Origin of the sequence: Desulfoluna sp. (assembly GCF_030145185.1) — a bacterium.
In the GTDB taxonomy this organism is placed as follows: Bacteria; Desulfobacterota; Desulfobacteria; order Desulfobacterales; family Desulfolunaceae; genus Desulfoluna.
In genome coordinates this window covers 22745-44921 of sequence record NZ_JAQYWB010000022.1, presented here as the reverse complement: position 1 = coordinate 44921, position 22177 = coordinate 22745, and the positions used below count along the sequence as shown (strand labels likewise).

General features: G+C 53.0%; 19 protein-coding genes. 8 read left to right on the top strand and 11 right to left on the bottom strand.

The features are described from left to right. Positions 1-327: 327 nt before the first annotated feature. From Q1Q75_RS09120 to Q1Q75_RS09105, 4 genes are all read right to left on the bottom strand, one after another. Positions 328-537 carry a hypothetical protein gene (locus Q1Q75_RS09120; RefSeq protein WP_300669625.1) on the bottom strand — a complete coding sequence of 70 codons (210 nt, stop codon included), beginning with the start codon at positions 535-537 and terminating at the stop codon, positions 328-330. Further along, entirely contained in the window at positions 524-895 is a 372-nt protein-coding gene (locus Q1Q75_RS09115) for an MATE family efflux transporter (protein ID WP_300669668.1), read from the bottom strand. Before Q1Q75_RS09115 ends, Q1Q75_RS09120 begins: the two co-directional genes overlap by 14 nt. A 10-nt stretch (positions 896-905) precedes the next feature. Next, positions 906-1376, bottom strand: coding sequence for a hypothetical protein (locus Q1Q75_RS09110; protein WP_300669624.1), 471 nt, complete (start codon positions 1374-1376; stop codon positions 906-908). Positions 1377-1538: 162 nt separating this feature from the next. After that, positions 1539-1925, bottom strand: a complete 387-nt coding sequence (locus Q1Q75_RS09105) for an MATE family efflux transporter (protein WP_300669622.1) — start codon at positions 1923-1925, stop codon at positions 1539-1541. A gap of 131 nt (positions 1926-2056) precedes the next feature. Between Q1Q75_RS09105 and Q1Q75_RS09100 the strand changes: the two genes are divergently transcribed. Beyond that, positions 2057-2851, top strand: a complete 795-nt coding sequence (locus Q1Q75_RS09100; protein ID WP_300669619.1) for a MerR family transcriptional regulator — start codon at positions 2057-2059, stop codon at positions 2849-2851. Between the two features lie 349 nt (positions 2852-3200). Next, positions 3201-3806, top strand: a complete 606-nt coding sequence (locus Q1Q75_RS09095; RefSeq protein ID WP_300669617.1) for a hypothetical protein — start codon at positions 3201-3203, stop codon at positions 3804-3806. Positions 3807-4110: 304 nt separating this feature from the next. Here the strand turns inward: Q1Q75_RS09095 and Q1Q75_RS09090 are convergent, their stop codons facing one another. The 5 genes from Q1Q75_RS09090 to Q1Q75_RS09070 all read right to left on the bottom strand — a co-directional run bounded on the left by Q1Q75_RS09090 (position 4111) and on the right by Q1Q75_RS09070 (position 9255). Further along, entirely contained in the window at positions 4111-4461 is a 351-nt protein-coding gene (locus Q1Q75_RS09090) for a hypothetical protein (protein WP_300669614.1), read from the bottom strand. Positions 4462-4541: 80 nt separating this feature from the next. Then, on the bottom strand, positions 4542-4982 hold the full coding sequence (locus Q1Q75_RS09085; RefSeq protein ID WP_300669611.1) for a flavodoxin: 441 nt from the start codon (positions 4980-4982) through the stop codon (positions 4542-4544). Between the two features lie 419 nt (positions 4983-5401). Then, on the bottom strand, positions 5402-5572 hold the full coding sequence (locus tag Q1Q75_RS09080) for a hypothetical protein (protein WP_300669608.1): 171 nt from the start codon (positions 5570-5572) through the stop codon (positions 5402-5404). Positions 5573-6378: 806 nt separating this feature from the next. Next, the gene (gene topB / locus Q1Q75_RS09075) at positions 6379-8961 is read right to left on the bottom strand and encodes a DNA topoisomerase III (protein ID WP_300669605.1); all 2583 of its coding nucleotides are present in this window, start codon (positions 8959-8961) and stop codon (positions 6379-6381) included. 48 nt (positions 8962-9009) lie between these two features. After that, positions 9010-9255: a DUF3820 family protein gene (locus Q1Q75_RS09070; RefSeq protein ID WP_300669603.1), complete on the bottom strand. Its 246-nt coding sequence runs from the start codon at positions 9253-9255 to the stop codon at positions 9010-9012. A gap of 321 nt (positions 9256-9576) precedes the next feature. Between Q1Q75_RS09070 and Q1Q75_RS09065 the strand changes: the two genes are divergently transcribed. From Q1Q75_RS09065 to Q1Q75_RS09045, 5 genes are all read left to right on the top strand, one after another. Beyond that, positions 9577-11928 (top strand): ABC transporter substrate binding protein, encoded by a 2352-nt coding sequence (locus Q1Q75_RS09065; protein ID WP_300669600.1) that lies wholly within the window; start codon positions 9577-9579, stop codon positions 11926-11928. Then, on the top strand, positions 11925-12593 hold the full coding sequence (locus Q1Q75_RS09060; protein WP_300669598.1) for a response regulator transcription factor: 669 nt from the start codon (positions 11925-11927) through the stop codon (positions 12591-12593). Before Q1Q75_RS09065 ends, Q1Q75_RS09060 begins: the two co-directional genes overlap by 4 nt. Positions 12594-12848: 255 nt before the next feature. Next, a complete protein-coding gene (locus tag Q1Q75_RS09055) occupies positions 12849-13991 on the top strand; it encodes an iron-containing alcohol dehydrogenase (protein ID WP_300669595.1) in 1143 nt (380 codons plus the stop codon). After that, positions 13991-15211 carry an ATP-binding protein gene (locus Q1Q75_RS09050; RefSeq protein ID WP_300669592.1) on the top strand — a complete coding sequence of 407 codons (1221 nt, stop codon included), beginning with the start codon at positions 13991-13993 and terminating at the stop codon, positions 15209-15211. Before Q1Q75_RS09055 ends, Q1Q75_RS09050 begins: the two co-directional genes overlap by 1 nt. Beyond that, complete coding sequence (locus Q1Q75_RS09045) at positions 15208-16560, top strand: sigma-54 dependent transcriptional regulator (RefSeq protein ID WP_300669589.1); 1353 nt, start codon at positions 15208-15210, stop codon at positions 16558-16560. The genes Q1Q75_RS09050 and Q1Q75_RS09045 overlap by 4 nt, the downstream gene beginning before the upstream one ends. Before the next feature lie 853 nt (positions 16561-17413). Here Q1Q75_RS09045 and Q1Q75_RS09040 read toward each other — a convergent pair. Both Q1Q75_RS09040 and dctP read right to left on the bottom strand, forming a co-directional pair. Beyond that, positions 17414-18580: an iron-containing alcohol dehydrogenase gene (locus Q1Q75_RS09040; protein ID WP_300669587.1), complete on the bottom strand. Its 1167-nt coding sequence runs from the start codon at positions 18578-18580 to the stop codon at positions 17414-17416. Positions 18581-18919: 339 nt separating this feature from the next. Further along, positions 18920-20011, bottom strand: coding sequence for a TRAP transporter substrate-binding protein (gene dctP, locus Q1Q75_RS09035; protein WP_300669585.1), 1092 nt, complete (start codon positions 20009-20011; stop codon positions 18920-18922). 620 nt (positions 20012-20631) lie between these two features. Between dctP and Q1Q75_RS09030 the strand changes: the two genes are divergently transcribed. Then, positions 20632-21867, top strand: coding sequence for a dicarboxylate/amino acid:cation symporter (locus tag Q1Q75_RS09030; RefSeq protein ID WP_300669583.1), 1236 nt, complete (start codon positions 20632-20634; stop codon positions 21865-21867). Positions 21868-22177: the final 310 nt, after the last annotated feature.

The following is a 22177-nucleotide window of genomic DNA, read 5'->3' as shown; positions in this document are numbered from 1 at the left end:
TGAATCGGAATATAAAGGCTTATTGCAATGTGTTGCGATGACAAACTCAGGCCTTCTCAAAATACAAAATGTCATTTTGGGTTTGCAGTTCGATTTTCTCACCCTTCGGACGATCTGATTGTACCCATTTTCTGCGTTACCAGAGCTTTGAGGTAAACCACTGCATTTGAAGCTCTGTCGCCTTGACTGTGCATGAACTATACTTGTGAAATATCCGGGCTATGCTCGTATCTCTCGGATGGTCAGGCCTGATGATTCTCTGCCATGGGGGAAACATGGGAACATGGGGACAGGCGCCATGCGCTCTGCCAGAGACGATGGCTGATTCTATATCGCCATGGCTTCCCGCCCAAGATAGTGCTCCCGGTATTTGAGAGCAAAAAAGATGGAGACGAAAAGGGTCAGGACTGCTGCTGCGGTGATGGAGGCCCAGATACCAGAGGTTCCCATGATGGGTGGCAGTACCACCACAAAACCTATGGTGAAGACAAAGGTGCGCAGAAATGAGATAAACGCCGATATTTTACCATTGTTCAACGCGGTGAAGAGTCCTGAACATCAAGATGTTGAAACCACTGACCAGAAAGGCCAGAGACATAATCGCCATCCCCTCGGTCGCGAGCTTTGTGACATCGGCGCGCCCAGCGGTAAAGAGGGTTATGATGGCGTCTCCAAAGCCAAGGATCGATAGATAGGTCATTAAAGATCCCACCAGGGTCACTTTCAGCGCGAGGCCCATGAGTTCCCTGAGCCTCTCTACATTCTTCGCCCCGAAGCTGACGCTCACAAGGGGAGAGACCCCCATGCTCAGCCCGATGTAGAGGGATGAAAAGAGAAAGTAGAGGTAGATGATGATGGACATGGCCGCCACCCGGACCTCTCCTGCGTAGACCAGAAGTATCCGGTTAAAGACAAGGGTCTTTACCCCTGAAGAGAACTCGGTGACTCATCTCTGATGAGCCGTTTAGCAGAGAATCCTTTAAAAAGGTCAGATCCATTACGGGCCGTGTAAATCTCAACACCTTTCCCCGGGTAAGAAAGTAGAGAACTCCCATGGATGAAGCCGCGCATATTCCCGCAGCCGAGGCTATACCCGCCCCCTCAACGCCCATGCCAAGCTTGACGATGAACAGATAATCCAGAGCCACATTGGTAAATCCTCCGGCAAGGGTCAGGTAAAATGCCCAGAGGGGCTCACCGTCCAGTCGGATAGAGTACTCCAGATAGACCTGAAGCAGCACGGCGGCAATGCCCACGATAAACGCCTTGAGATAGAGGGTGCAGTCGGACTCAAGAAGGTCCGTGGCCCCCAAGAGCCGAGCCAGACGATCCCAGCCCGTGGCCGCGCTTAGCCCGGATATTTCATGAGAAAACAATCAGGACTTAGGAATAATTCGTAATTACCGTTCTTTGCAGTAATATTTTCAGTTGTTTCAAAAATGCAAAATGTAATGCACGGTATTCTGTTTGATTTTCTCACCCTTCGGGCGAGCCGGGTGCACTCATCTGCTTCGTTATCAGAGCCTTGAGGTAAACCACTACATCTTCGGCTCTGATGCCTTGCATATGAGCGCACCCAACTCGTGAAATATCCGGGTTAGGAGAATGATCAACACGCCTGTCGTCACCAGAAAGTAAAACCCCAGGCTGAAGTGTTTCCGGGCTGCGTCTGTTTTTCCCTCGCCGATTTCGATGCCCATAATCGCGCTGGACCCTGCGGCCATCATGATTCCCACACCAAAACAGAGACTGAAGAGCGGCATGATGATGCTCACCACTGCCATGGCAAGGGTCCCTGCGTACCTTGAGATAAAAAGGGCATCCACCACCAAATAAAGAGAAATGGTAAGGATGGAGAGAACCGATGGGGTGATATAGGTGAGGAAACGGGTGATTCCCCAGGGACTGTGGAGCTGATTTTTCACAAAAAACCTCATAATTTACGGACCGGGCGGCCCAAAAGCGTTAATGACCCGAGCAGCAATAAGGTGTATAGTAGGTATAAGGTCAAGACAAAAGTAGCGCTGCCCCATGAACCCAAAGCAGGATTCACTCCATGAAAATTTCCTTCACCGTTGGAGAGATGGCCCGATTCCACAATATCTCTCGCCAGGCCCTTATCCACTACGATAAGATTGGCCTCTTCACCCCGCGTGAGACCGACCCCAGAACCGGCTACCGTCACTACAGCCTGGCGCAGAATGAAGAGCTTCACATGATCATCAGCCTTAAAACTCTTGGCATGAAACTCTCGGAGATCAAAGCCTACAAAGGCGTCTCGTCCATCGCTGAGCGTATCTCGATTTTTAAAGAAAAAGAGGCCCTGGCTGTCCGAAAAATGGGTGAAATGAAGCGGACGATGAACCGGCTTAAAATCATCGTCACCGCCATGGAAGCCTGCGACCATATCGTTCCATTCGGCATAGAGTTTAAAAAGGTGTTCCCAAAGCATCTCATCTCCATTCCCGTGTCTGCCCCCTATGGTCTTTTCGAGATGGAGCTGGCCATTAAAGAACTTTTAGAGCGAACCATGAACCTACCCATCGACGTGGCGGTGCACATGTTATTCTGGATAGATGACACCGGTGGAGAAACTCTTTTCTCCGCCGTGGCCATGGAAGTGAGTGGTCCCATAAAGGGGAGCATCCCTTTTGAGGGGGGCGAGTTTGCCTGTATCCACCACAAGGGCCACTACGAGACCATCCACACCTCCAGGCGAAAACTGGAAGCACATCTTGAAAGTCTGGGGCTCAAACGCAACGGAGAGACCATTGAGAAAACCCTTCTGGATGGCATGGCAGTGGCAAAAGAGTCCGATTATTTGGTGGAAGTGCTCATGCCATTTTGTTAGCCCGAAGGGTGAGAAAATCAAACAGAATACCGTGGATTACATTTTGCATTTTTTAAACGACTGAAAATATTACTGTAAAGAATTGTAATTACATATTATTTCTTGGTTCTGATCGTTTTTTCGTGAAATACCCTGGTTCGTGCAGTGAGGTGAGGTACATCGAACCCAGTCTTCAAAACGAGAAAACGAGAAACAAACGAGGGAACAGGCGCGATGCAATCGATCTTTACATCAACTTGTGGGCACTCTCTCCTTTCGGCAAGAGCCGCCGCATGATGCGAGGGTGTAAAAAACTGCGTGCCTGATTTTAGCGTTCACACCATGCCTCATAAATAAGGAAAAGATTCCCATGAGATTTTTTATTGTATGTATGATTTTTTTGTCTTGCTCAAATGCCGTTGCTGAGAACATTCAATTCACAGAAGACCAATGGATCGACTTATTGGTTCAAATTAAATGCATTGAAAAAACACATGAAGGAATTTCGCAAGAAGCACTGATACTCAAAGCATCAGAAAAAGCGAAAGAATTGAATATCAAAAATTTTTCATGGAAGCATTACCTGCAAGCCCATAAATACTATACGACGCGACCGAACTTTTTAGAAAAAAATATGCTGCCTATTGGGATACGTATTGGCGAATGTGTGAAACCCATTGTTGAAAGTCAAGTGGCTTCAAAAGGCTTCTATGGGGCACCGATTTACAAGGACAGTCAAATCGTCAACAAAGTCGATTTTTCATCACTTAGTGTGGCCACATTACAACTGATGTCGAAAGATGACGCTATATTGGTCTATGAGTATTACAAAAAAGCGGTTATGCCATTTAATCCGTCTGAATCAAAGGTTAATGGCGCTGCTCATATTCAATATACACAACAGGATAAAAACAGGGCCGTTATGGTTGATGACACGCCCTTTGGCACCGAAATAACCATTATGATAGAAAAATAACAGTGAATAAGGTGCAACCGGGGACAGGCGCCATGTGTTTGGCCTCGACATCAATTTGTGAGACACGTTCTACTCGGTGAGTAACCTTCCGGTTTGAATTTTGATTCATTTTAAATTTCATTGCACGTGTCCTTCGCCTGTTTTTTATGTCTCTGTTTTTTACCGAAAGTTCATTGGGTTATTGGCCTTTGTGGGGGAGGAAGCAGCCCCTTTCGGGGCTACCTGCGACTGGAAAAGTGATACTGCTATCGGGGAAAAAAGGGGGAGGGCGTCTGGCGGAGAGTGAGGCGGGATATCGAAAATATCAGGCGGCGTTGCGACTCTCCTTGCAGCAATTTCTGCTGTAGCAGATGAAGTTTGGATCTGTCGGGATGAATGTGGCGGGGTCCGGTGATTCCGTCAGCTCTGGTTCATCGGCATGAATCATGCCGGTCCCGCTGCACAGGGGGCAAAGGCCTCCTGAATGGACGATGCGTGTCACGCCGCCCCCCAGGGGGATCAGTTTGAAAGGGATTCGCGAATCCGCCATATATCCCACCAGCCACTTGACAAAGAGGTCATTTTTTAAATTGACTGAATCAAATGTTCCCTGGGCCAGCTGTGTCATCATCTTCACCTGAAACGATTGCATGACCATGGACTCTCTCTTTGTCATCACACGACTCCTCGGCTTCTCGCCTGAAATTTTTTTTTAAAAGGATAAATCCCCGAGGCCTCACGGTCTCGGGATTTCAATTAAGCCGTGGCGACTGCCGTGGCCCATGCATCAATGTCTTCTTCAGACTCGTCGGGATCACCATCAATCTTGAGGCCTTCGATCACAAGAGAGCCCCCGATATTCCGGACCTTCTCTTCGATAGCGTCCACGGCACCGCAGAAACAAGGGTAGGCGCTGTCTCCGCAACCAAAAACACCGATCTTTTTATTCCTGAGGGGTGCTTTCTCCATCTCCTCATAGTAATCAATGAAATCGTCCTGCAATTCAATCTCGTCCTCCCCCCAGGTGGAGCATCCGTAGAGTACCAGATCAAACTCGGCCTCATTGCCCGGGGTGACATCGCTGACATTTTGTACGGTCACCTCAAGTCCCTTGTCGTTCAGGATGCCTCCGATGCGTTCAGCTGTGTTTTCCGTATTTCCTGTGGTTGATCCGAAGATAATCAGTGCGCGTGCCATATGTCCTCCGTGTGGTCGTGATGGAAGTTGTTATCCGATGCGGAAGCCCTATCGGGTAGGAGTCTTGCTCTAAATTCTGAGAACATACATAGACCCAAAAGTTTTTCGGGTCAACTAAAATGTTAGGCAAGCCGAAATATATTCATCATCCCACCTTCACCCGGTTTATTTTGCGACTCTTTTTGAAAATCGGGGTCGGGTTGTTGATGCGCTCATTTTTTTAATAAGAACAATTTGAAAAACCGGTGGGTTCAAGGGATCGCATCCAGCTCTTTTGAAATTCGACCAGCTGGCCGGTGGCCAAGTGTGAAGAAATATACTCAAGATCACCACACGTAGGGCGTTTTTTGCATGCAGGATATAATGAGACGGCACCCGTGGGCTTGTCAATGGGTGGTTGTGATAGTTACTCGGAATCGTTACTTTTTGAAGATATCAAAGGTGGAGAGACGAGGATCTTTTCGGTCGAAATGAATCACCTTAATTTCTCCGTGCCAGTTGTAAAGCGAGTACCCTTTTTCCCCATAGGCATTTACCCCGCCCGTGAGGTTAAAGACCCGGGTGTATCCCAGGTTCAGCAGGGCGTTCACCGCCAGATTTGAACGTCCTCCTTCTCTGCATCTTCGCAGACGCTCTGTGCGGAATAGATTTGTCGAAACCGATTGTCAATGCCTTTGAGCTGCAATGGGCTGTTGAAAACAACTCAGGTGAGCTTCTATTCGTCAAACGAACTTTCACTCGTTCAGAAATAGATCTTATGCAATGCACCAAATGGCAACTGTCGGTCGACATCATTATAATCACCGCCTATCGGACCCGGGACTATGGGAATTTTTGGTAACCATGTAACTATTCAGCTTGCCTTCGCCAGGTCGTTCGAGGCAAATGACAGAAAGATTCAAATGCCAATACGTCACGTCTTTTCATCACCGCGTAGGGTGCGGCTCCCGCACCTTCTACCGTAGAGAGGACCATCGGCCTCGCAAGTTAACGATGACCACGAGTCTTATTTCAACATGCGGTGTTTCCGGTTTACGATACGCCTGACGGTGTGCACGGCGCACCCTACGCATCCACCCGGTACGTCATTATAAAAATGAGGACGATACGGATTTTCATACATGGCTTCCCGCCTGCGCGGGGAAGACGAAAAGCTTAGGGTGCTGTCAGGCCAGGGTCCTAAAAAAAAATGGATAGCTGAATAGTTACGTAACCATTCAGCTCATGCTAACGGATCAATCCCTCCGGTGGCACTGTCAGGACCCTATTTTTTTCTAAATTTATAAAGGCGAGTTTAACAAACGGGTTTTGAACATTGCCACACAATGAACCCTGCTTTCAAGGTGGCTCACCTTGCAGCCCGAGGCCCGCTTTTCCTATCGTCCATCGCTTATTTTTACCCGTGTGTGCATCTAACTGGCTGAACGTGCTTCTGTCCCCGCTCATCCGGGTCGGCCATGGCCATCCATCCCTGGGGGGTGTTGGTGAGGCGGAGGCGGGTTTTGACGGTTTGACCGTCCGGCCGTGTGAGTTGGCAGGGGCGGGTGGGTTTTAAAGAGAGCAGGGCGATGAGCTGGGAGCGGGTGAGCTCTTTGCCGAAGAGGGTTTTCCAGATGACGAAGTGACAGCCGCCCTTGGCGGATGGCCAGTTGGCGCAGCCGAAGCCGCGTTTGCCCTCGATGATGGTGCCGCCGCAGGCGGGGCAGGGGGGGAAGGGTTTCAGGGCGGCATCCGCTTTGGATTTCGGACGCGGTGTGGGCTTTTCTGGTTGGGGCGTTACGCTGGAGGTGCCGCTGTTTTCAAAAGAGCGATCGGTGGCGGGTTGGGCAGCGGCCCACGGTGCGGGGTCTTTCGGTGCGTGTTTTTTTTTGGGTTCATTTCCAAAGTCAAAGGCGGTTTCCCATGCGCCGTCTTTCTGGAAGAGGACGATGGAGGCAGAGAACCGTTTCTTCTTTTTTGAGACAAAACCGTTGTAGGGGCCGGATTTTTTTGTGCGGAGCAGGTGGCCGACCATGTTGGGGGTGAGGTTTTTTCCGGCCATTTTTTTCCAGAGGGTGAAGCCGCAGGTACACGCATAATTTTTGTAGGCCTCCACGACCTCGCCGCCGCAGGCCGGGCAGCGTCCCACCACCTCACCGTCTTTTTTGCGGGAGGCGGGGGCCTGGCCTTCCAGGGGCATGCTTTTCAGCTCGGCCATGGATTTTTCAACGAACTCTTTGATGGTGGCGAGGAAGTTCTCGTCGCTTCCTTCGCCCAATGCGATGCGGTTGAGGCTCATCTCCCAGCGGGCGGTCTCTTCCGGGGATGTGAGGACCCGGCTGACGGCGGTCTTCTGGAGCGTCTCCACCAGAAAACAGCCCTTGTCCGTGGCGGTGAGGGTTTTCCCCTCGCGCCGGGCGTAGTCACGCATGATGAGGATCTCAAGGATCTGGGCGCGGGTAGACTGGGTGCCGATGCCGATCTCCCCCCGGAAGAGCTCTTTCATGGCCTTTTCCGAGACGTAGCGTCCCGGGTTGGTCATCTCTTTTAAGATAAGCGCATCGTTAAAGGCCGGGGGCGGGGTGGTCTCTTTTTTCTCGGCGGCTACCCGCTTCTTGTGGGCCACATCGCCGGTGATTAAGGGGGGGATGTGGGCGTCCTCTTCTTTTTTTGCCTTGACCGGCCACGCCTCGCGCCAGCCGGAAGAGAGGATGATTTTTCCCGTGGTCTGAAAGGTCTCGTCTGAAAACCCGGTTACAATTCGTGTGTTTTCGTAGTGGCAGTAAGGGTGAAAGGCCGCGGCGAATCGCCGGAGTACCAATTCATAGATCTTTGCCTCGTCGGATGTGGCGTTGGAGGGTAGATTTTTCAAAGGGATCAGGGCATGGTGATCGGTGAGCTTGGCGTCGTTAAAAACCCGCTTGTTGGACAGAGCGATTCGTGTGGGATCGACCCCCTTAAACAGGGCCGGGGTGTGCTCGGAGAGTCGGGTTACCAGCTTTTTGATCATATCCAGGTTTTGTGTGCCCAATACACGGGAGTCGGTCCGGGGATAGGAGAGGCATTTTTTGTCTTGATAGAGGCCCTGGGCAACGTTTAAGGTTTTCTTCGCAGGAAAGCCGAAACGCTTGTTGGCCTCCTGCTGAAGATCGGTCAGGGAGAAGAGGAAGGGGGGGGGCTCTGATTTTTTTTCTTTTTGCGCCGAAAGCACGGTCCCCGGTTTTGTTTCTCCGGTCAGGCGCTCTACCAATGCCTGTGCCGCCTCAAGCTCAAAGAGGCGCGTCTCTTTGCCCTGGAACCAGGTGCCGATCCAGCCACCCTTTTCGTTTTCAAAGTGAATTTTTATGACCAGATAGGGCTCTGGCTTAAAGTTTTCCCGCTCGCGTCGTCGCTGTACCAGAAGGGCCAGCACCGCCGTTTGAACCCGCCCCACCGAATAAAGATCGCCCAGACGCACGGTGAGCGCCCGGGTTCCGTTCATTCCCACCATCCAGTCAGCGACCTGCCGGTAATACCCTGCCCGCCAGAGTCGGTCGTAGTCGGTGATGGGGCTCAGTTTTGCCAGGGTCCCCCGCACCACGGCCGGGGTTAGGGCCTGGCTGGTCCAGAATCGCATGATCCGCGTTTTGTCCGTGAACCCCGCCTGCAGCAGGATCGTTCGGGCGATGACCTCTCCTTCCCGCCCTGCGTCCGTGGCGATAATCACCCGCTCCAGTCCCGGCGTCTTGAGGAGTCTCTTGATCACGCCCAGCTGTTTTCCGCTCTTCTTGATGGGTTTGTATTTGAAGGGGTCTGGAAGGATGGGCAAGGCCTCCAGAGACCATTTTTTTAAGGACGGGCTGTAATCTTCGGGTGTAAACAGCTCCACCAGATGGCCCACGGCCCAGCAGATGAGGGTCCCGTTGCCCTCAAAATATCCGTCCCGGCGGGTTCGGACGCCCAGCGCTTTGGAGAAGTCGACAGCCACCGAGGGCTTTTCAGTGAGGATGAGAGTGGTCATGACTTTGTCATAACGTAAAACAGGGGAAGAAGAAATGTGAAAAGCATGTTATCGCCTAGGGTCTGTGACCGGTTTTTTAAGCGGCTCACACAGATACTCTAGGCCATTGACTTTTATCTCATAGACCAGCCCCAGCATCTCGCCCAGTTCTCCTTTGGGAAAGCCCTCCTGATGGAACCACACCACATAGGGCTCGGGCAGGTCCACCAGAAGCACGCCCCGGTGTTTGCCAAAGGGCATGGGGGTGCGGGCAATTTTGAGGAGCATCGTGGGGTCGAACAGCGGGGTTTTCATGGGGTCGAATTCCTTACATGTGATCGGTGAAAAAGTGTCTCAGGTATCCCTGTGGGGCGTGACACGCTCTATGAGGTGCATAGTTACAAAAAAAGACCCGGATTGGAAAGGGCTTTGCGCTTTTTTAAGAAAAATCGGTTGCCGGGTCTCATGCCTTGATTTAAAGAGATCGCGCTGATAGATTTTCTATTATCTATGAAGCGTGAGTGAGGTTTGGATGTTTATTTGCCGGCTTTTCCGGGTGTTTTCTGGCTTTTTTAGGAGAGGCCCCTGTATAGAACGGCCTGCCTGCCAGGGGGTTCCAATTTTAGGGGTTGAATCGTGAGTGACAAAGGTTATCGTGACCGATTTTTTTTCTGCTTTTTTGTCGGCCTTGCCGTCTGCGGACTTCTTTTCGCGTCCACTGCGTCTGCCGTGGAACCTCCCCACAAAAATATCCTGATCCTGCACTCTTTTCATAAGGGGCATGTGTGGAACGACAGCATCTCAAAAGGCATTGATACCGGACTTGCCCGCGCCGATTCAGCCTCCATGGCCCTGAATGTTTATTACGAATACATGGACGCCGAACGGTTTGATAACGCCAGGCAGGTGCGACGCCTGGCCGATTTTTTGACCGAGAAGTACCGTGGGGTTCGCTTTGACGTGATTATCGCCACCGACGATTCGGCCTTCCGTTTTCTTTTGGATGAAAAGAAAAAGATGTTTCCCGAAACCCCGGTGGTCTTCTGCGGGGTGAACTATTATGAAGAATTTGAGATGTTCGGTCACGACCGGTTTACCGGGGTACTGGAACGCATCGATATTATCCAGACCGTCCGTACAGCCCTACGGCTCCATCCCCAAACCCGAGAAATTCTCGTGGTGGTGGATCAGACCGACACCAGTATCGCCATCTTGAAAACCATTGTAAAATCTTTCAAGGAGATGAACGACCCCTCCCTTTTTCACTTCATCCCGGCCATGAGCATGCAGGAGCTGCAGGACGAGGTGAGTGAATTGCCCCCGAACACCGTGGTGCTTTATGTGAACTTTACGGTGGACCGCACCGGGCGGACGTTCTCCATGAAGGAGGGGCTGCAGGGGGTGGCCAGGGCGTCCAATGCGCCGATCTATACATTTTGGGATAACTATCTCGGCTTTGGCGCGGTGGGGGGGATGATGGCCAGCGGCAGTGCCCACGGGGAGAAGGCCGCGGAGATCGCCCTTCGATTTCTCTCCGGGAGCTCGGTGCAGGTCATTCCGGTGTTCAAGGAGAGTCTCAATCGCCATATGTTCGATTACAGGCAGATGGAACGATTCAGGATCAAAGAGACCTCCCTTCCGTCCGGGGCGGAGGTGATCAACGTCCCCTTCTCTTTTTACAGCACCTACAAACAACTGGTCTGGGGCATTTTTCTAAGCATTGCGGGCCTTGGGGGGATTATTTTGATCCTCGTGCTGAACACCTTCAAGCGGAAGAGGGTCGAAACCTCTCTGACCTACTACGCCAACCAGTTGCGTGTCTTAAATCAGATCGATCGGGCGGTATTGGACGGAAGTTTTTCCTCTGAGACGGTCCAGAGTGTCCTTCGCTACGTGCGAGATCTCTACGATTGTCGGTGGGCCTGTGTGGTCTCTTTTGATTTTGAAAAGGGGAGGGCCTCCGTGGTGGCGGTAGATACGCAATCAGGGCAAGGGGTGCCTGAGGGGACGGCCTTTCCCCTTGGGGAGTTCAATCCGGAAACCCTTGCCCTGGGGCGGCGGATGGCCGTGGCCGGCGACGAGGCGTTAAAGAACTCCTTGCTGTCAGGATTTTTTCTGTCCGAGGGGGGGCTGGATGGGTATGTCAGCGTTCCCTTGATGGCAAAGGATGAGCTGATCGGGGCGCTTAATCTCTCCCGGTTCTCTGACCCCTGTTTCACCATTGAGACCCTCGATATTGTCACGGAGGTGGCCACCTCCCTGGCCGTGGCGATTCAGAGCGTGAACCTGATGCAGGCCACTCTGCAGCATGGACAGGAACTGGAGCGGCTCTCGGCCAAGGTCTTTGAGATGCAGGAGACCACCTGCCGAAAGATCTCTTTTGAGCTGCATGACGAGATTGGCCAATCCCTGACCGCTGCGACTCTGAACCTGGCGGCCATGAAGAAGACGATCGCCGATGGCGGGGGGGGCAAACTCACCGAACTTCTGGCCGATACCCAGGAGATTGTGGACCGTCTGTATGAGCAGGCCCATGATCTCTCCATCAACCTCTGGCCCCCCATGTTGCGTGATTTTGGGCTGGGTCCCACCCTGCGCTGGTACCTGCGTCGTATCGGTGAGAAAGTGGACCTGTCCTTGCACCTCGACGCCCCGGATTTTCCTGAGCGACCCGCCGAGGAGATCGAAGCGGCCATTTACCGGCTGGCCCAGGAGGCGTTGAACAATATTTTGAAACATGCCCACGCTACACAGGTGACTCTTTCCCTGCGGCTTCGCTCCGATGGCATGATCGTTTTTAAGGTCGAAGATGACGGCGTGGGGTTTGAGCCGGAAGAGGCCCTCTGCGGTGGGCACATGAAGAACAAATTGGGGCTGCTTGGCATGAGGGAGCGTATCGCCTTTTTAGGAGGACGGTTCACGCTTTGGTCCAGTCCGGGCCAGGGCACCTCGATAGTAACGGTGATACCCTGGAAGAGAGAGGCATGATCATGACGATAATCAAGGTGCTTGTGGCTGAAGATCACACCATTGTCCGCAAAGGGCTCTGCGCACTTCTCGACGCGGAATCCGATATCGAGGTGGTGGGGGAAGCGGAGAACGGCCGGGAGGCCATCAAGATGGTGGAGCAGCTCGCCCCGGATGTGGTGATTATGGATATCACCATGCCCGAGTTGAACGGGATGGATGCCACGCGCCAGCTTAAAAAACGGTTCCCCGACCTGAAGATCCTGATTCTTTCCATGCACACCAGTGAGGAGTATATCTTTGAAACTCTGCGTGCCGGGGCCTCCGGTTATCTCGTCAAGAAGTCGGCCACAACGGACCTGATTCAAGCGATCCATGTGGCGTATAAGGGAGATTCCTACCTCAGCCCGGATATTTCGAATAAGGTGATCACCTATTACGTAAAGCAGAAAGAGGGCGGCACGGTCGAACCTGAGGGGCTGGACAAACTCTCGGATCGGGAGCGTGAGGTCCTCCAGCTCATCGCCGAAGGCCACGCAAACCGGGACATTGCCGAGCAGCTCTTTATCAGTCCCAAGACGGTCGAAGCCCATCGCGCCAATATTCAGCGAAAGCTGAAAGTCTCCGGGACCGCAGAATTGACCAAATACGCCATCATTAAGGGCCTTGTGGAGTTGGGCTTTTAGGCTTAGCGCCTGTCACCAGGCGCTGGCCCTTGGAATCCATGCCTTTCCGTTTTATGTGCGGTCCTGTGCGCCTTTGTCACCCTCCATGCCGGCATGTCTGCGATGACTTTGCCTGAATTCTTGACATCGACCCATTTAAAATATACCCAATAAAGCGAATGGAAAACAGGAAATCGATTCCTTTTTTTGGGGTTATCGATTGATTTTTCTGAACGGCGTTAATAACTCGTAACAGGTCTATGGGTGTGGGGTGATATGGGTGTTCTCAAATTTTCTGTGCCGGAGATCTTTTTCGGGCGCGAGAGCCTGAAATATTCCAGCATTTGTGCCAGGCGTCTGGGGGCGGAGAAGATTTTTTTCGTCACCGATCCGGGGCTGGAACAGAGCGGATGGATTGACGTTATTTTTGAGATTCTTGAAGAGAAAAATCTGGGGTGGGTGCACTACTCCAACGTCTCTTCGAATCCGCGGGACTGGCAGATTCAGGAGGGTGCCGACCTTTATCGGGAAGAGGGGTGTGATGTGGTGATCGCACTGGGGGGCGGCAGCCCCATGGATGCGGCCAAGGGAATCGCCCTGGTGGCCAGCAACGGCGGTCGCGTACAGGATTATGAGGGGGCAAATCGAATAAAACGCCCGTTGCCGCCCATGATTTTTATGCCCTCCACGGCGGGCAGCGGGTCGGACATCTCTCAGTTTGCCATCGTGACGGACGTGGAGCGGCATGTGAAAATGTCTATCATCAGCCGGACCCTTGTGCCCAACATCTCCATCATCGATCCCATTCTTCTCACCACCAAGCCTCGGGAACTGATCATCTCTTCGGCCATCGACGCATTTTCCCATGCGGTGGAGTCGTATCTCTCTCCCATCGCATTTCCCGTGACGGAGATTCACTCCCTCAAGGCCATGGAGCTGATCATGAAGTACCTTCCCCGGGCCCTGGAGACCGGTTCCCTTGATGACCTGGAGCAGCTCAGCATTGCCGGGACCTCTGCCGCCATGGCGTTCAGCAACGCAGGACTTGGGGTAGATCATGCCCTGGCCCACTCCCTGGGCGGAATGCTGGATGTGGTCCATGGCCTGATTCATCCTGTGCTGCTTCCCCATGTGATGCGCTACAACATGACGGTCTGCCAGGACAAGATTGCCGATATCGGGCGCATCGTTTTAGGTCGGTCTCTTGGGAGCGCAGAGGCCACTGCACAGGCGGGTATCGAAAAGTTAGAAGCGTATTTTGACTCCCTGAAGGTGACCACCCGCCTGAGGAGTATTGTGCCGGATCAGGTGAACCTCTCCCAGATCTGCGAGATGGCGATTCAGGACTCCTGTGTGCTGAGCAACCCGCGTGCCGTCACGGTAGGGGATATGGTGGGGATCTGTGAGGCGGCCTGGTGATGAAGAATAAAACCACGACACTGGAAGATATCATCGGCCTGGAGCACACCAAGCTGGGCTTTTTTGGAGAACTCAAGAACCGGAACGCCGAACTCAGGGACTCCAATCTGGAGTTGGGACGGCGACAGCGAGAGATTCAGGCCATTTTGGACGGAATCACCGATGTGATGGCCGTGGTCTCCTTTAATTTTACCCTTATCTCCGTGAACCACGTGTTTGGCGAGGTGTTTTCGCAGAAGGACCCCAGGGGAGATTTCTGCTATCGGGTGTTTCGGGAAAGGGAAACCCCCTGCCCCGACTGCCCCATGGTCATCGCCCGCGAGACGAATCAGGTGTGCCGGAAGCTGCATATCTATTCCCTGGGAGGAAAGAATCATCAGTTTGAGATTACGGCCTCCCCCATTCGCTGGTCCAACGGCAGGGGATATCGTTTTCTTCTCCTCATGCGGGATGTGACCCGGGAAAAGGAGTATCAGGCCCGGTGTTATCATGCGGAAAAAATGGCCACCATCGGGGTCCTGGCCGCCGGAGTTGCCCATGAAATAAACAACCCCCTGACGGCAGTTAACGGTTTTGCCAAGGGGCTCCAGCGGCGGCTTCCCCGCCTGGAAGCCTGCCTGAAGGAGGGACGTGCCTCAGCGGAGCTCATGGCAGACTTTCACGAGTATCTGGAGACGATCCTGAGTGAGGGGGAGCGGTGTCGGGACATTGTCCAGGAGCTGTTGACCTTCAGCCCGAGAAAGAAGGTGGTGTTTGCACCCGTGGACCTGCGGAAGCTGGTGCTGGAGGTGTTAAAGTTGCTGCGTTATCAGCTGAACCGGCGTACCTCCCGCCTGATCTGTCTGGAGTTGGATGAGGCGGTGCCTCCCATTATGGGGGTGGGCTCTGAACTCAAGCAGGTGCTTCTCAATTTGATTTTCAATTCTCTGGATGCGATCCGGGAAAAAGGGACCATCACCATTCGAACCTGCAGGACGGACTCATGGGTCGTGCTCTCCATTATGGATACGGGGTGTGGCATTCCCGCAGAGCATCTGGATAAGTTGTATGATCCTTTTTTTACGACTAAGCCTGTGGGGCAGGGCACGGGTATCGGTCTTTCCACCTGTTATAATATTATCCGCCAGCATCAGGGGAAGATTGAGGTGGACAGTGTGGAGAACCTGGGGGCGACCTTTCATGTGAAGCTCCCCTTACCGAGCATGGTAAAACACGAATGACTCAGACGGATTTTATTCATATGCTGGTGGTGGACGATGAAAAGTCCATCCGTCGATTGATTGAAAAAGAGATGGCCTCCCCGCGGCGGCTTATTAAAACCGCAGGAAGCGCTGCGGAGGCATTTGCCGCCATCCGAAGGCATGCCTTTGATGTGATCCTTCTCGACATTCGGTTGCCCGACGCCAATGGCCTTGAGCTGATGGCGCAGTTTCAGGAGAAGATGCCCGGGGTGCAGGTGATTTTGATCACCGGGTACGGGGAGGTGCATGATGCGGTGGACGCCATGAAAAACGGGGCCTGCGATTACATCACCAAGCCCTTTGACCTGGATGCTCTGGAGCAGGTGGTGGAAAAGGTCTTTCAGCGTGTCCGCGTGCAGCGGGAGGTGGTTTCGCGGCGGGCCGGGAAGGGGAAGAAAAAAAATACCTACCCACAGGACATTATCGGTCACTCCGCATCCATGGATCGGGTGCGTTTTCTGATCGGAAAGGTTGCCCCGGTCAAAGTGCCGGTTCTCATCACCGGAGAGAGCGGTACCGGAAAGAATGTGGTGGCGCGGGTGATTCATCGCCAGAGTGAGCGGTTCGATAAGCCCCTTATTACGAAAAACTGTGCGACCCTCCAGGGTGAGCTGGTGCGCAGCGAGCTGTTCGGGTATTGCAAGGGTGCTTTTACAGGGGCTGCGGAGTCTCGAGAGGGGCTGCTCGCCCTTGCCCATGGGGGCACCCTCTTTCTGGATGAGATCGGGGAACTCCCCATGGGGGTTCAGGCCACTCTGCTTCGGGTGATGGAGACTCAGACTTTCCGACGCGTGGGGGAAAAAGAGGAGAGAACCGTGGATGTGAGGTTTCTCTTTGCTACCAACCGAAACCTGCGTGAGGAAGTTGATGCCGGTCATTTTCGCGAGGACCTCTATCACCGCCTGAATGTATTCAATATCCAGCTGGAGCCCTTGAGGGAGCGAAAAGAGGAGATTCCTGTGCTCATGGAGTATTTCCTTGAGCAGCTTCGGGTGGACAATCAGCCCCCATGCCGGATATCCAAAAAAGTGATGCAGTGCCTCATGGCCCACGACTGGCCCGGTAATGTGCGTGAGCTGCACAACGTTATCGAGCGGGGAGTGATCCTGGCGGAGAATAACCTGATCACCGAGCAGGCGCTTCCCTATGAGATGCTCGAATCCGTAGAAGAGGAGGGGGCCGGTGACGAGTCCTTTCTCCCCCTCAAGGAGCTGGAGCGGAAGCATATGCTCAAGGTTCTGGACCATGTCAACGGCAACCGGTCCAAAGCCTCCGAACTCCTGGGGGTGAGTCGAAAGACCCTTTATCGGAAACTGCAGGAGACTTAACCAGGGGCTGATCCCGTGTAAAACGGTTAAGGTTGCAAGAAAAATATAAAAGTACAAAAAGCAATGCCTCCGGCTGCAAGGTGAGCCACCTTGAAAGCAGGTTTCCGCAGGGCTTTGCCCCTCGCGTGTCACGCCGGAGGCTTTTGCGTAGGCGGATTCCTCGGGTCAAATCCCAACGGAATTCTGGCGAGCCTATGTATGATTATTTATTTCCAGCCGCCTATCCCGCATATTTCACGAGTCGCCCGAAGGGTGAGAAAATCGAATAGAAAACCGAAAGTGACACTTTGTATTTTTGGAAAACCTGATTTCTTCGCCACAACGCTCTGTAATAAAGATGTATATCCTTTTGTGTTGCGGTTTCTCATGAAATGTCCGGGCTAAGGTGACCCTATTGAGAAGGGGCTGGCGGTTTGTGCGACGTTGAACGGTGCGGGAGCCGCACCCTACGGGCTGAAACGTTTTTGCGAAACTTTTTTCAAAAAGAGACCCGCCAGAGACATCGTTGACGCTGAATGGTCACAATACCTGTCTGTCAAACGTCTCAAAAGTTTGGCCCCCGGCAGGGCCGCCGGAGGCTTTTTCGTTTTGTAACTATACAGCTCCAAAAAAAGCCTCTGGCGGCAAGGTGTGCCACCTTGAAAGCAGGTTGCGGATGCGTTTTGCCCCTCGTTCCTCGGATCAAATCGCATCCGCTTTTTCGCTTAACCCGGATATTTCATGAGAAAACAATCAGGGCTAAGGAATAATCCGTAATTACAATTCTTTGCAGCAATGTTTTCAGTCGTTTCAAAAATGCAAAATGTAATCCACGGTATTCTGTCTGATTTTCTCATCCTTCGGGCGAGCAGGGTTAAAGCGCCGCGGTGTAGATTCCGATGACGTCCTCAAGGGTAGGCCGGCGTGGGTTGGTCAGGGCGCAGGCATCTTTCTGGGCGTTTCCCGCCATGATGGGGAGATCCTCTTTCTTGACGCCCAACTCGGTCAGGTTGGCGGGGATGTTGATGTCCCTGGAGAGGGTCTGGATCGCGGTCAGGGCCTTCTCAGCAGCTTCTCGTGTGGAGAGCCCCTCCACGTTTTCACCCATGGCCACGGCAATGTCCACGTAGCGGTCGAGTTTTGCGATGAGGTTGTAGCGAGAGACGTGGGGCAGCAGGATGGCGTTGCAGACTCCGTGGGGGAGGTTGTAAAAGCCCCCAAGCTGGTGAGCCATGGCATGGACATGACCAAGACTTGCATTGTTGAAAGCCATGCCGGCGAGGTATTCGGCGTAGGCCATTTTGTCCCGGGCCTCAATGTCTTCTCCGTTGGCCACGACCGGGCGGAGGTACTCGGAGACCAGCTCGATGGCCTTGAGCGCACAGGCGTCGGTGACCGGGGTGGCGATGGTGGAGACGTAAGCTTCCACCGCATGGGTCAGTGCGTCCATGCCGGTTGCCGCAGTGAGGAAGGAGGGCATGCCCACCATGAGGAGCGGGTCGTTGATGGCGATGGCCGGGGTGACGCGCCAGTCGACGATGGCCATTTTGACCTTTCGTGAGGTGTCGGTGATGATGCAGAACCGGGTCATCTCACTGCCTGTTCCTGCGGTGGTGTTGATGGCGATGAAGGGAGGCATGGCCTGGGTGGATTGGTCCACTCCCTCGTAATCGTGAATGGTTCCGCCGTTGGTTGAGACGATGCCGATGCCTTTTCCGCAGTCGTGGGGGCTGCCGCCGCCCAGGGTGATGATCATGTCACATTCGTTTTTCCTGTAGGCCGCCAGTCCGTCTTCCACATTTTTGTCTGTCGGGTTTGGGACGGTTTCATCAAAGACGATGGCATCCGTTCCCGTCTCTGCCTTGATCAGGTCGACAATCTGCTGGGTCAGTCCGGCAGCGGTGATTCCCTTGTCTGTCACCAGGAAAGGCTTTTTAGCGCCCAGTGTTTTGATCTGCTCACCTAACTGTCGATGTGCACCAATGCCCATAAGAGTGACGGTGGGAATAAAGAATCCGTATACTTCTTCTGACTGTGCCATGAGAGAAACTCCTTGGTTGTAAAATGTCGGTGTCGTTGACAGTTGAATTCAATTTTTTAAAATCACATCTTGCGTATGGTGTCATGAATTGCAAAAGAAGGGCCAGGTGGGGCAGTTTGTAGACGCCCTGGTCGCCTGAAGGGGAACTCTCTGATGGACAATATACCGAATTTTAGAGAAATTTGCTCTGACAAAAAAGATGTGTTTTTTTTGGCCGGGGCGTGTGTTGCGAAGGGGAGGGGGAAAACAGGCAAAACGAGGTGGGTCAAAGTGACTCGTTTTACCTGGACGCCTGGGGCAGTTTGATACAGGCCGAAAATGGCGGGCAAGCTTTCACGGTCAAATGGGGTTGGGATCCCTTTGTATGCCCTCGGCCACGATGGCCTCGATCTTCTCCAGAATTCGCCGGGCCTTGATTTTAGGCATCTGCGGGCTGACCTCTTGGGCCCAGAGTCCTTTGATCGTCGTCACCTCAGGAAGCGTCAGCCAGGTGTCGATGTCCTCTTTTTGGGCAAAGGCCACCTGACATCCCGCTTTTTTCTGGGCAGCGATCGTTTCATCGAGCATGGACTCATAAAGGACGGCGAACGCCTGTTTGGAGTTGGCCGATGCCGTCTGGATGATCTTTTGCACCTCTTCAGGCAGGCGATTCCAGGTGTCCATGTTGATGGTGATATGGAAAGGCACCGGGTTCCAGAATTCTTTAAAAACGAGGATGTGGGGGGCGACGGTATCGAGTTTGATGCGGTGGATGGCGTCGATATTGGTGTAGATGCCTTCCAGGGCGTTGGTTTTCAGGGCCATGTAGGTGTCGGCCCAGGGGAGAGAGACGGGGATGGCACCGGCGCCTTCCAGCACCTTGAGAAGCCATCGGCTTGAGGCACGAACCCTGCGATTTTTAAAATCGCCAAGGGAGGAGACAGGCTGAGTGAAGGCCCCTGCGATGGGCAGTACCGAATAAGTGTAGACGATTTTTTGATGGTATCTTTCAAATTCAGCGTTGAGCTGCGGGATCTCTTGGTAGAGGGTGTCATAGACCCACATGCGGTTGGCGTAGGTCGCAGGACCCTGCTGCATGAGAGTGATGGCGCCATTGATGACCAGGCGGCCGGGGTAGTAGTTGATGTTGACGTGCCCCATGTCCACGGTGCCGTCTTTCACCCCCTCAAGGATTTCCTTATCTTTTAAGAAGGACTGCTCCCAGAAGGTCAGGATGTGGATCTTCCCCTTGCCGAGTCGTTCGATTTCGTCCACAAAGGCTTTTTCGGCCATGCCCCGCAGGCCCACCGGGGCCGTGTTGGTGGCATAGGTCAAGGTGACGGCCTCTGCCCCAGCAGGGGGGCAAGGCCATCCGAAGGCCATGAAAAGTAAGAAGAGAAGCGCTCTCACGGCCTGTATGTTCCTCGGTTTTTTTTGGAAAAGAGACTCCATGATGCGGCTCCATGATGGTCGTAAACGTTTAGATTCCCACAGCCAGACGTTTACTATAATAGATCCGCATCTTCATCACACCTTTTTTCTCTCCACACATTTTCTATTCCACTTCAAAGCTAAATTAGCGGAAATGAACCGTGGGTGTCTATTAGGGAAACCCCTAAAACATCTGAGGAATCCCCCTATTCTACTGAAAATATGTATTTTTGATGAATTCCATCAGTTTTTGCTTGCATTAAAATTCAATTCGGATAAAGTTTTGTTCATTCATCACAAACATTCCATCCACACCGCATCCCATTTCCCACACGCCGTCTGGCGTTTTGATGCGACCCGGCCTTTTTATCTGATGCTGTCAGGTTTCTTTTGCATTTTCTGACGGGACGGGTGATCGGGTCCCTCTATTTTCTATTCCATCCCTTCAATCTGGTTGGTGCCTGTTCGGCCGGGGGCGTTCCCTGTCGTTTATGGCGATACCGTGGCAGCAAAACCGGGCCGGGTTCCGCACGTGGTTGACAGCGTTCGGGGGTGGGCCCATGGCGTCCAGTGGCGTTCGGCCTGCACCGCCGTAAGTTGTCTGGATATGAGAGAAATATCAATTTTTAGGAGATGAAGTCGTGAAATTGAAATTGTATCACAAGATTATTATCGGTTTGGTGGCAGGTTTTCTGGCAGGGCTTATTTTGGGCGATAAAGCCACCTACCTGAAACCCATTGGGGATATCTTCATCCGAGGGCTGCGACTCATCGTGGTTCCTTTGATTTTTTCCACCCTGGTTACTGGCGTTGCCAGCGCAGGGGATCCCAAGGAGATCGGATCCCTGGGGTTTAAAACCGTCACCTATTTTATTGTGACCACTTTTTTTGCGGTCGTCATCGGCCTGGTCGTGGCCAATGTGATTCAGCCCGGCGCCGGACTCGCCCTGGGCGAGGTCAGCAGCATCGCGCACCCCGCCAAGGTCTCTCCCATGCAGATGATCGTTAACATGGTCCCCTTAAACCCTGCGGCGGCCTTTGCCAAAGGCAACGTGCTTCAGATCATCGTCTTTGCGCTTCTTTTTGGCGGGGCGCTCTCCCTGGCCGGAGACAAGGGCAAGCCCGTGGCAGATTTCTTTGCTGCCATGGCTGAGGTCATGTTTAAATTGTCCGATATCGTGATCCGCATGGCACCCTACGGCGTGTTTGCCCTGATTGCCTGGACCACCGGTAAGTTCGGGATGGCCATCCTTTTGCCCATGGGGAAATTGATTGCTGCCACCTTTATCGCAAGCGCCATTCACGTCATTTTTGTTTATTCCGGGGCCGTTAAGCTGCTGGCACGGATCAGCCCTCTGGACTACTTTAAAAAGGTGATGGAACCCGCCCTGGTTGGCCTGAGTACCTGCAGCGCAGCCGCTGCCTTTCCCTTTACCATGAGGGCTCAAAAGCAGCTCGGCGTCTCTGAAAAAGTGTCCGGCTTTACACTGCCCATGGCCCTGACCATCAACATGGACGGCACTGCCCTCTATCAGTCCGTTGGCGCTATTTTTGTGGCCAACATCTACGGGGTGGACCTCTCCCTGGCACAGCAGTCCACCATTGTTCTGACGGCTGTTCTGGCCTCCATCGGTACGGCGAGTATCCCCGGTGGCGGTCTCATCATGCTGACCCTGGTTCTGGAGTCCGTCGGGCTTCCCCTGGAAGGCATCGCCATCGTGGCCGGTATTGACCGAATCCTTGATATGTTCCGTACCACCACCAACATCTTCGGGGACAACTCCGCTGGCCTGGTGGTCGCTGCCCTTGAAAATGAATTGGATCGAGGGATCGCCGCAACACCTTTAAGCGATATGGAGATTGAAGACGCCGCATAAGGCGCGGTCGTGTTAAGTCACATTCGGCAGATTTTTGAATAGAGAAAGGCCCTTCGGCGATGAACACCGAAGGGCCTTTTTTTTTGCGGCGTGTCTCTGCTCTATGCTATAGTGATGACAGACAAAAGACGATGACACCATATTTTGCCTTTTCTGCTCACGCCTCCCCTTGTTTTTTTCTTTTTTCCCCTTTTCCCCTCGCGCTTTTCATTCTGAGATCTCCATGGTGGCCCTTTACGTACCGATGAAACCGAAAATCGACGGGTTTGCGTTGCTCTCACTTTGGGCAGGGTCGCGCTGTCGATGTGAA

Excerpts from the sequence above, each read along its gene's own strand:
- Q1Q75_RS09095 (WP_300669617.1), top strand. The coding sequence starts at position 3,201 with ATGAGATTTTTTATTGTATGTATGATTTTTTTGTCTTGCTCAAATGCC.
- Q1Q75_RS09060 (WP_300669598.1), top strand. The coding sequence starts at position 11,925 with ATGATCATGACGATAATCAAGGTGCTTGTGGCTGAAGATCACACCATT.
- Q1Q75_RS09050 (WP_300669592.1), top strand. The coding sequence starts at position 13,991 with ATGAAGAATAAAACCACGACACTGGAAGATATCATCGGCCTGGAGCAC.
- Q1Q75_RS09090 (WP_300669614.1), bottom strand. The coding sequence starts at position 4,461 with ATGACAAAGAGAGAGTCCATGGTCATGCAATCGTTTCAGGTGAAGATG.
- Q1Q75_RS09070 (WP_300669603.1), bottom strand. The coding sequence starts at position 9,255 with ATGAAAACCCCGCTGTTCGACCCCACGATGCTCCTCAAAATTGCCCGC.
- dctP (WP_300669585.1), bottom strand. The coding sequence starts at position 20,011 with ATGGAGTCTCTTTTCCAAAAAAAACCGAGGAACATACAGGCCGTGAGA.
- Q1Q75_RS09085 (WP_300669611.1), bottom strand. The coding sequence starts at position 4,982 with ATGGCACGCGCACTGATTATCTTCGGATCAACCACAGGAAATACGGAA.
- Q1Q75_RS09045 (WP_300669589.1), top strand. The coding sequence starts at position 15,208 with ATGACTCAGACGGATTTTATTCATATGCTGGTGGTGGACGATGAAAAG.
- Q1Q75_RS09100 (WP_300669619.1), top strand. The coding sequence starts at position 2,057 with ATGAAAATTTCCTTCACCGTTGGAGAGATGGCCCGATTCCACAATATC.
- Q1Q75_RS09055 (WP_300669595.1), top strand. The coding sequence starts at position 12,849 with ATGGGTGTTCTCAAATTTTCTGTGCCGGAGATCTTTTTCGGGCGCGAG.
- topB (WP_300669605.1), bottom strand. The coding sequence starts at position 8,961 with ATGACCACTCTCATCCTCACTGAAAAGCCCTCGGTGGCTGTCGACTTC.
- Q1Q75_RS09040 (WP_300669587.1), bottom strand. The coding sequence starts at position 18,580 with ATGGCACAGTCAGAAGAAGTATACGGATTCTTTATTCCCACCGTCACT.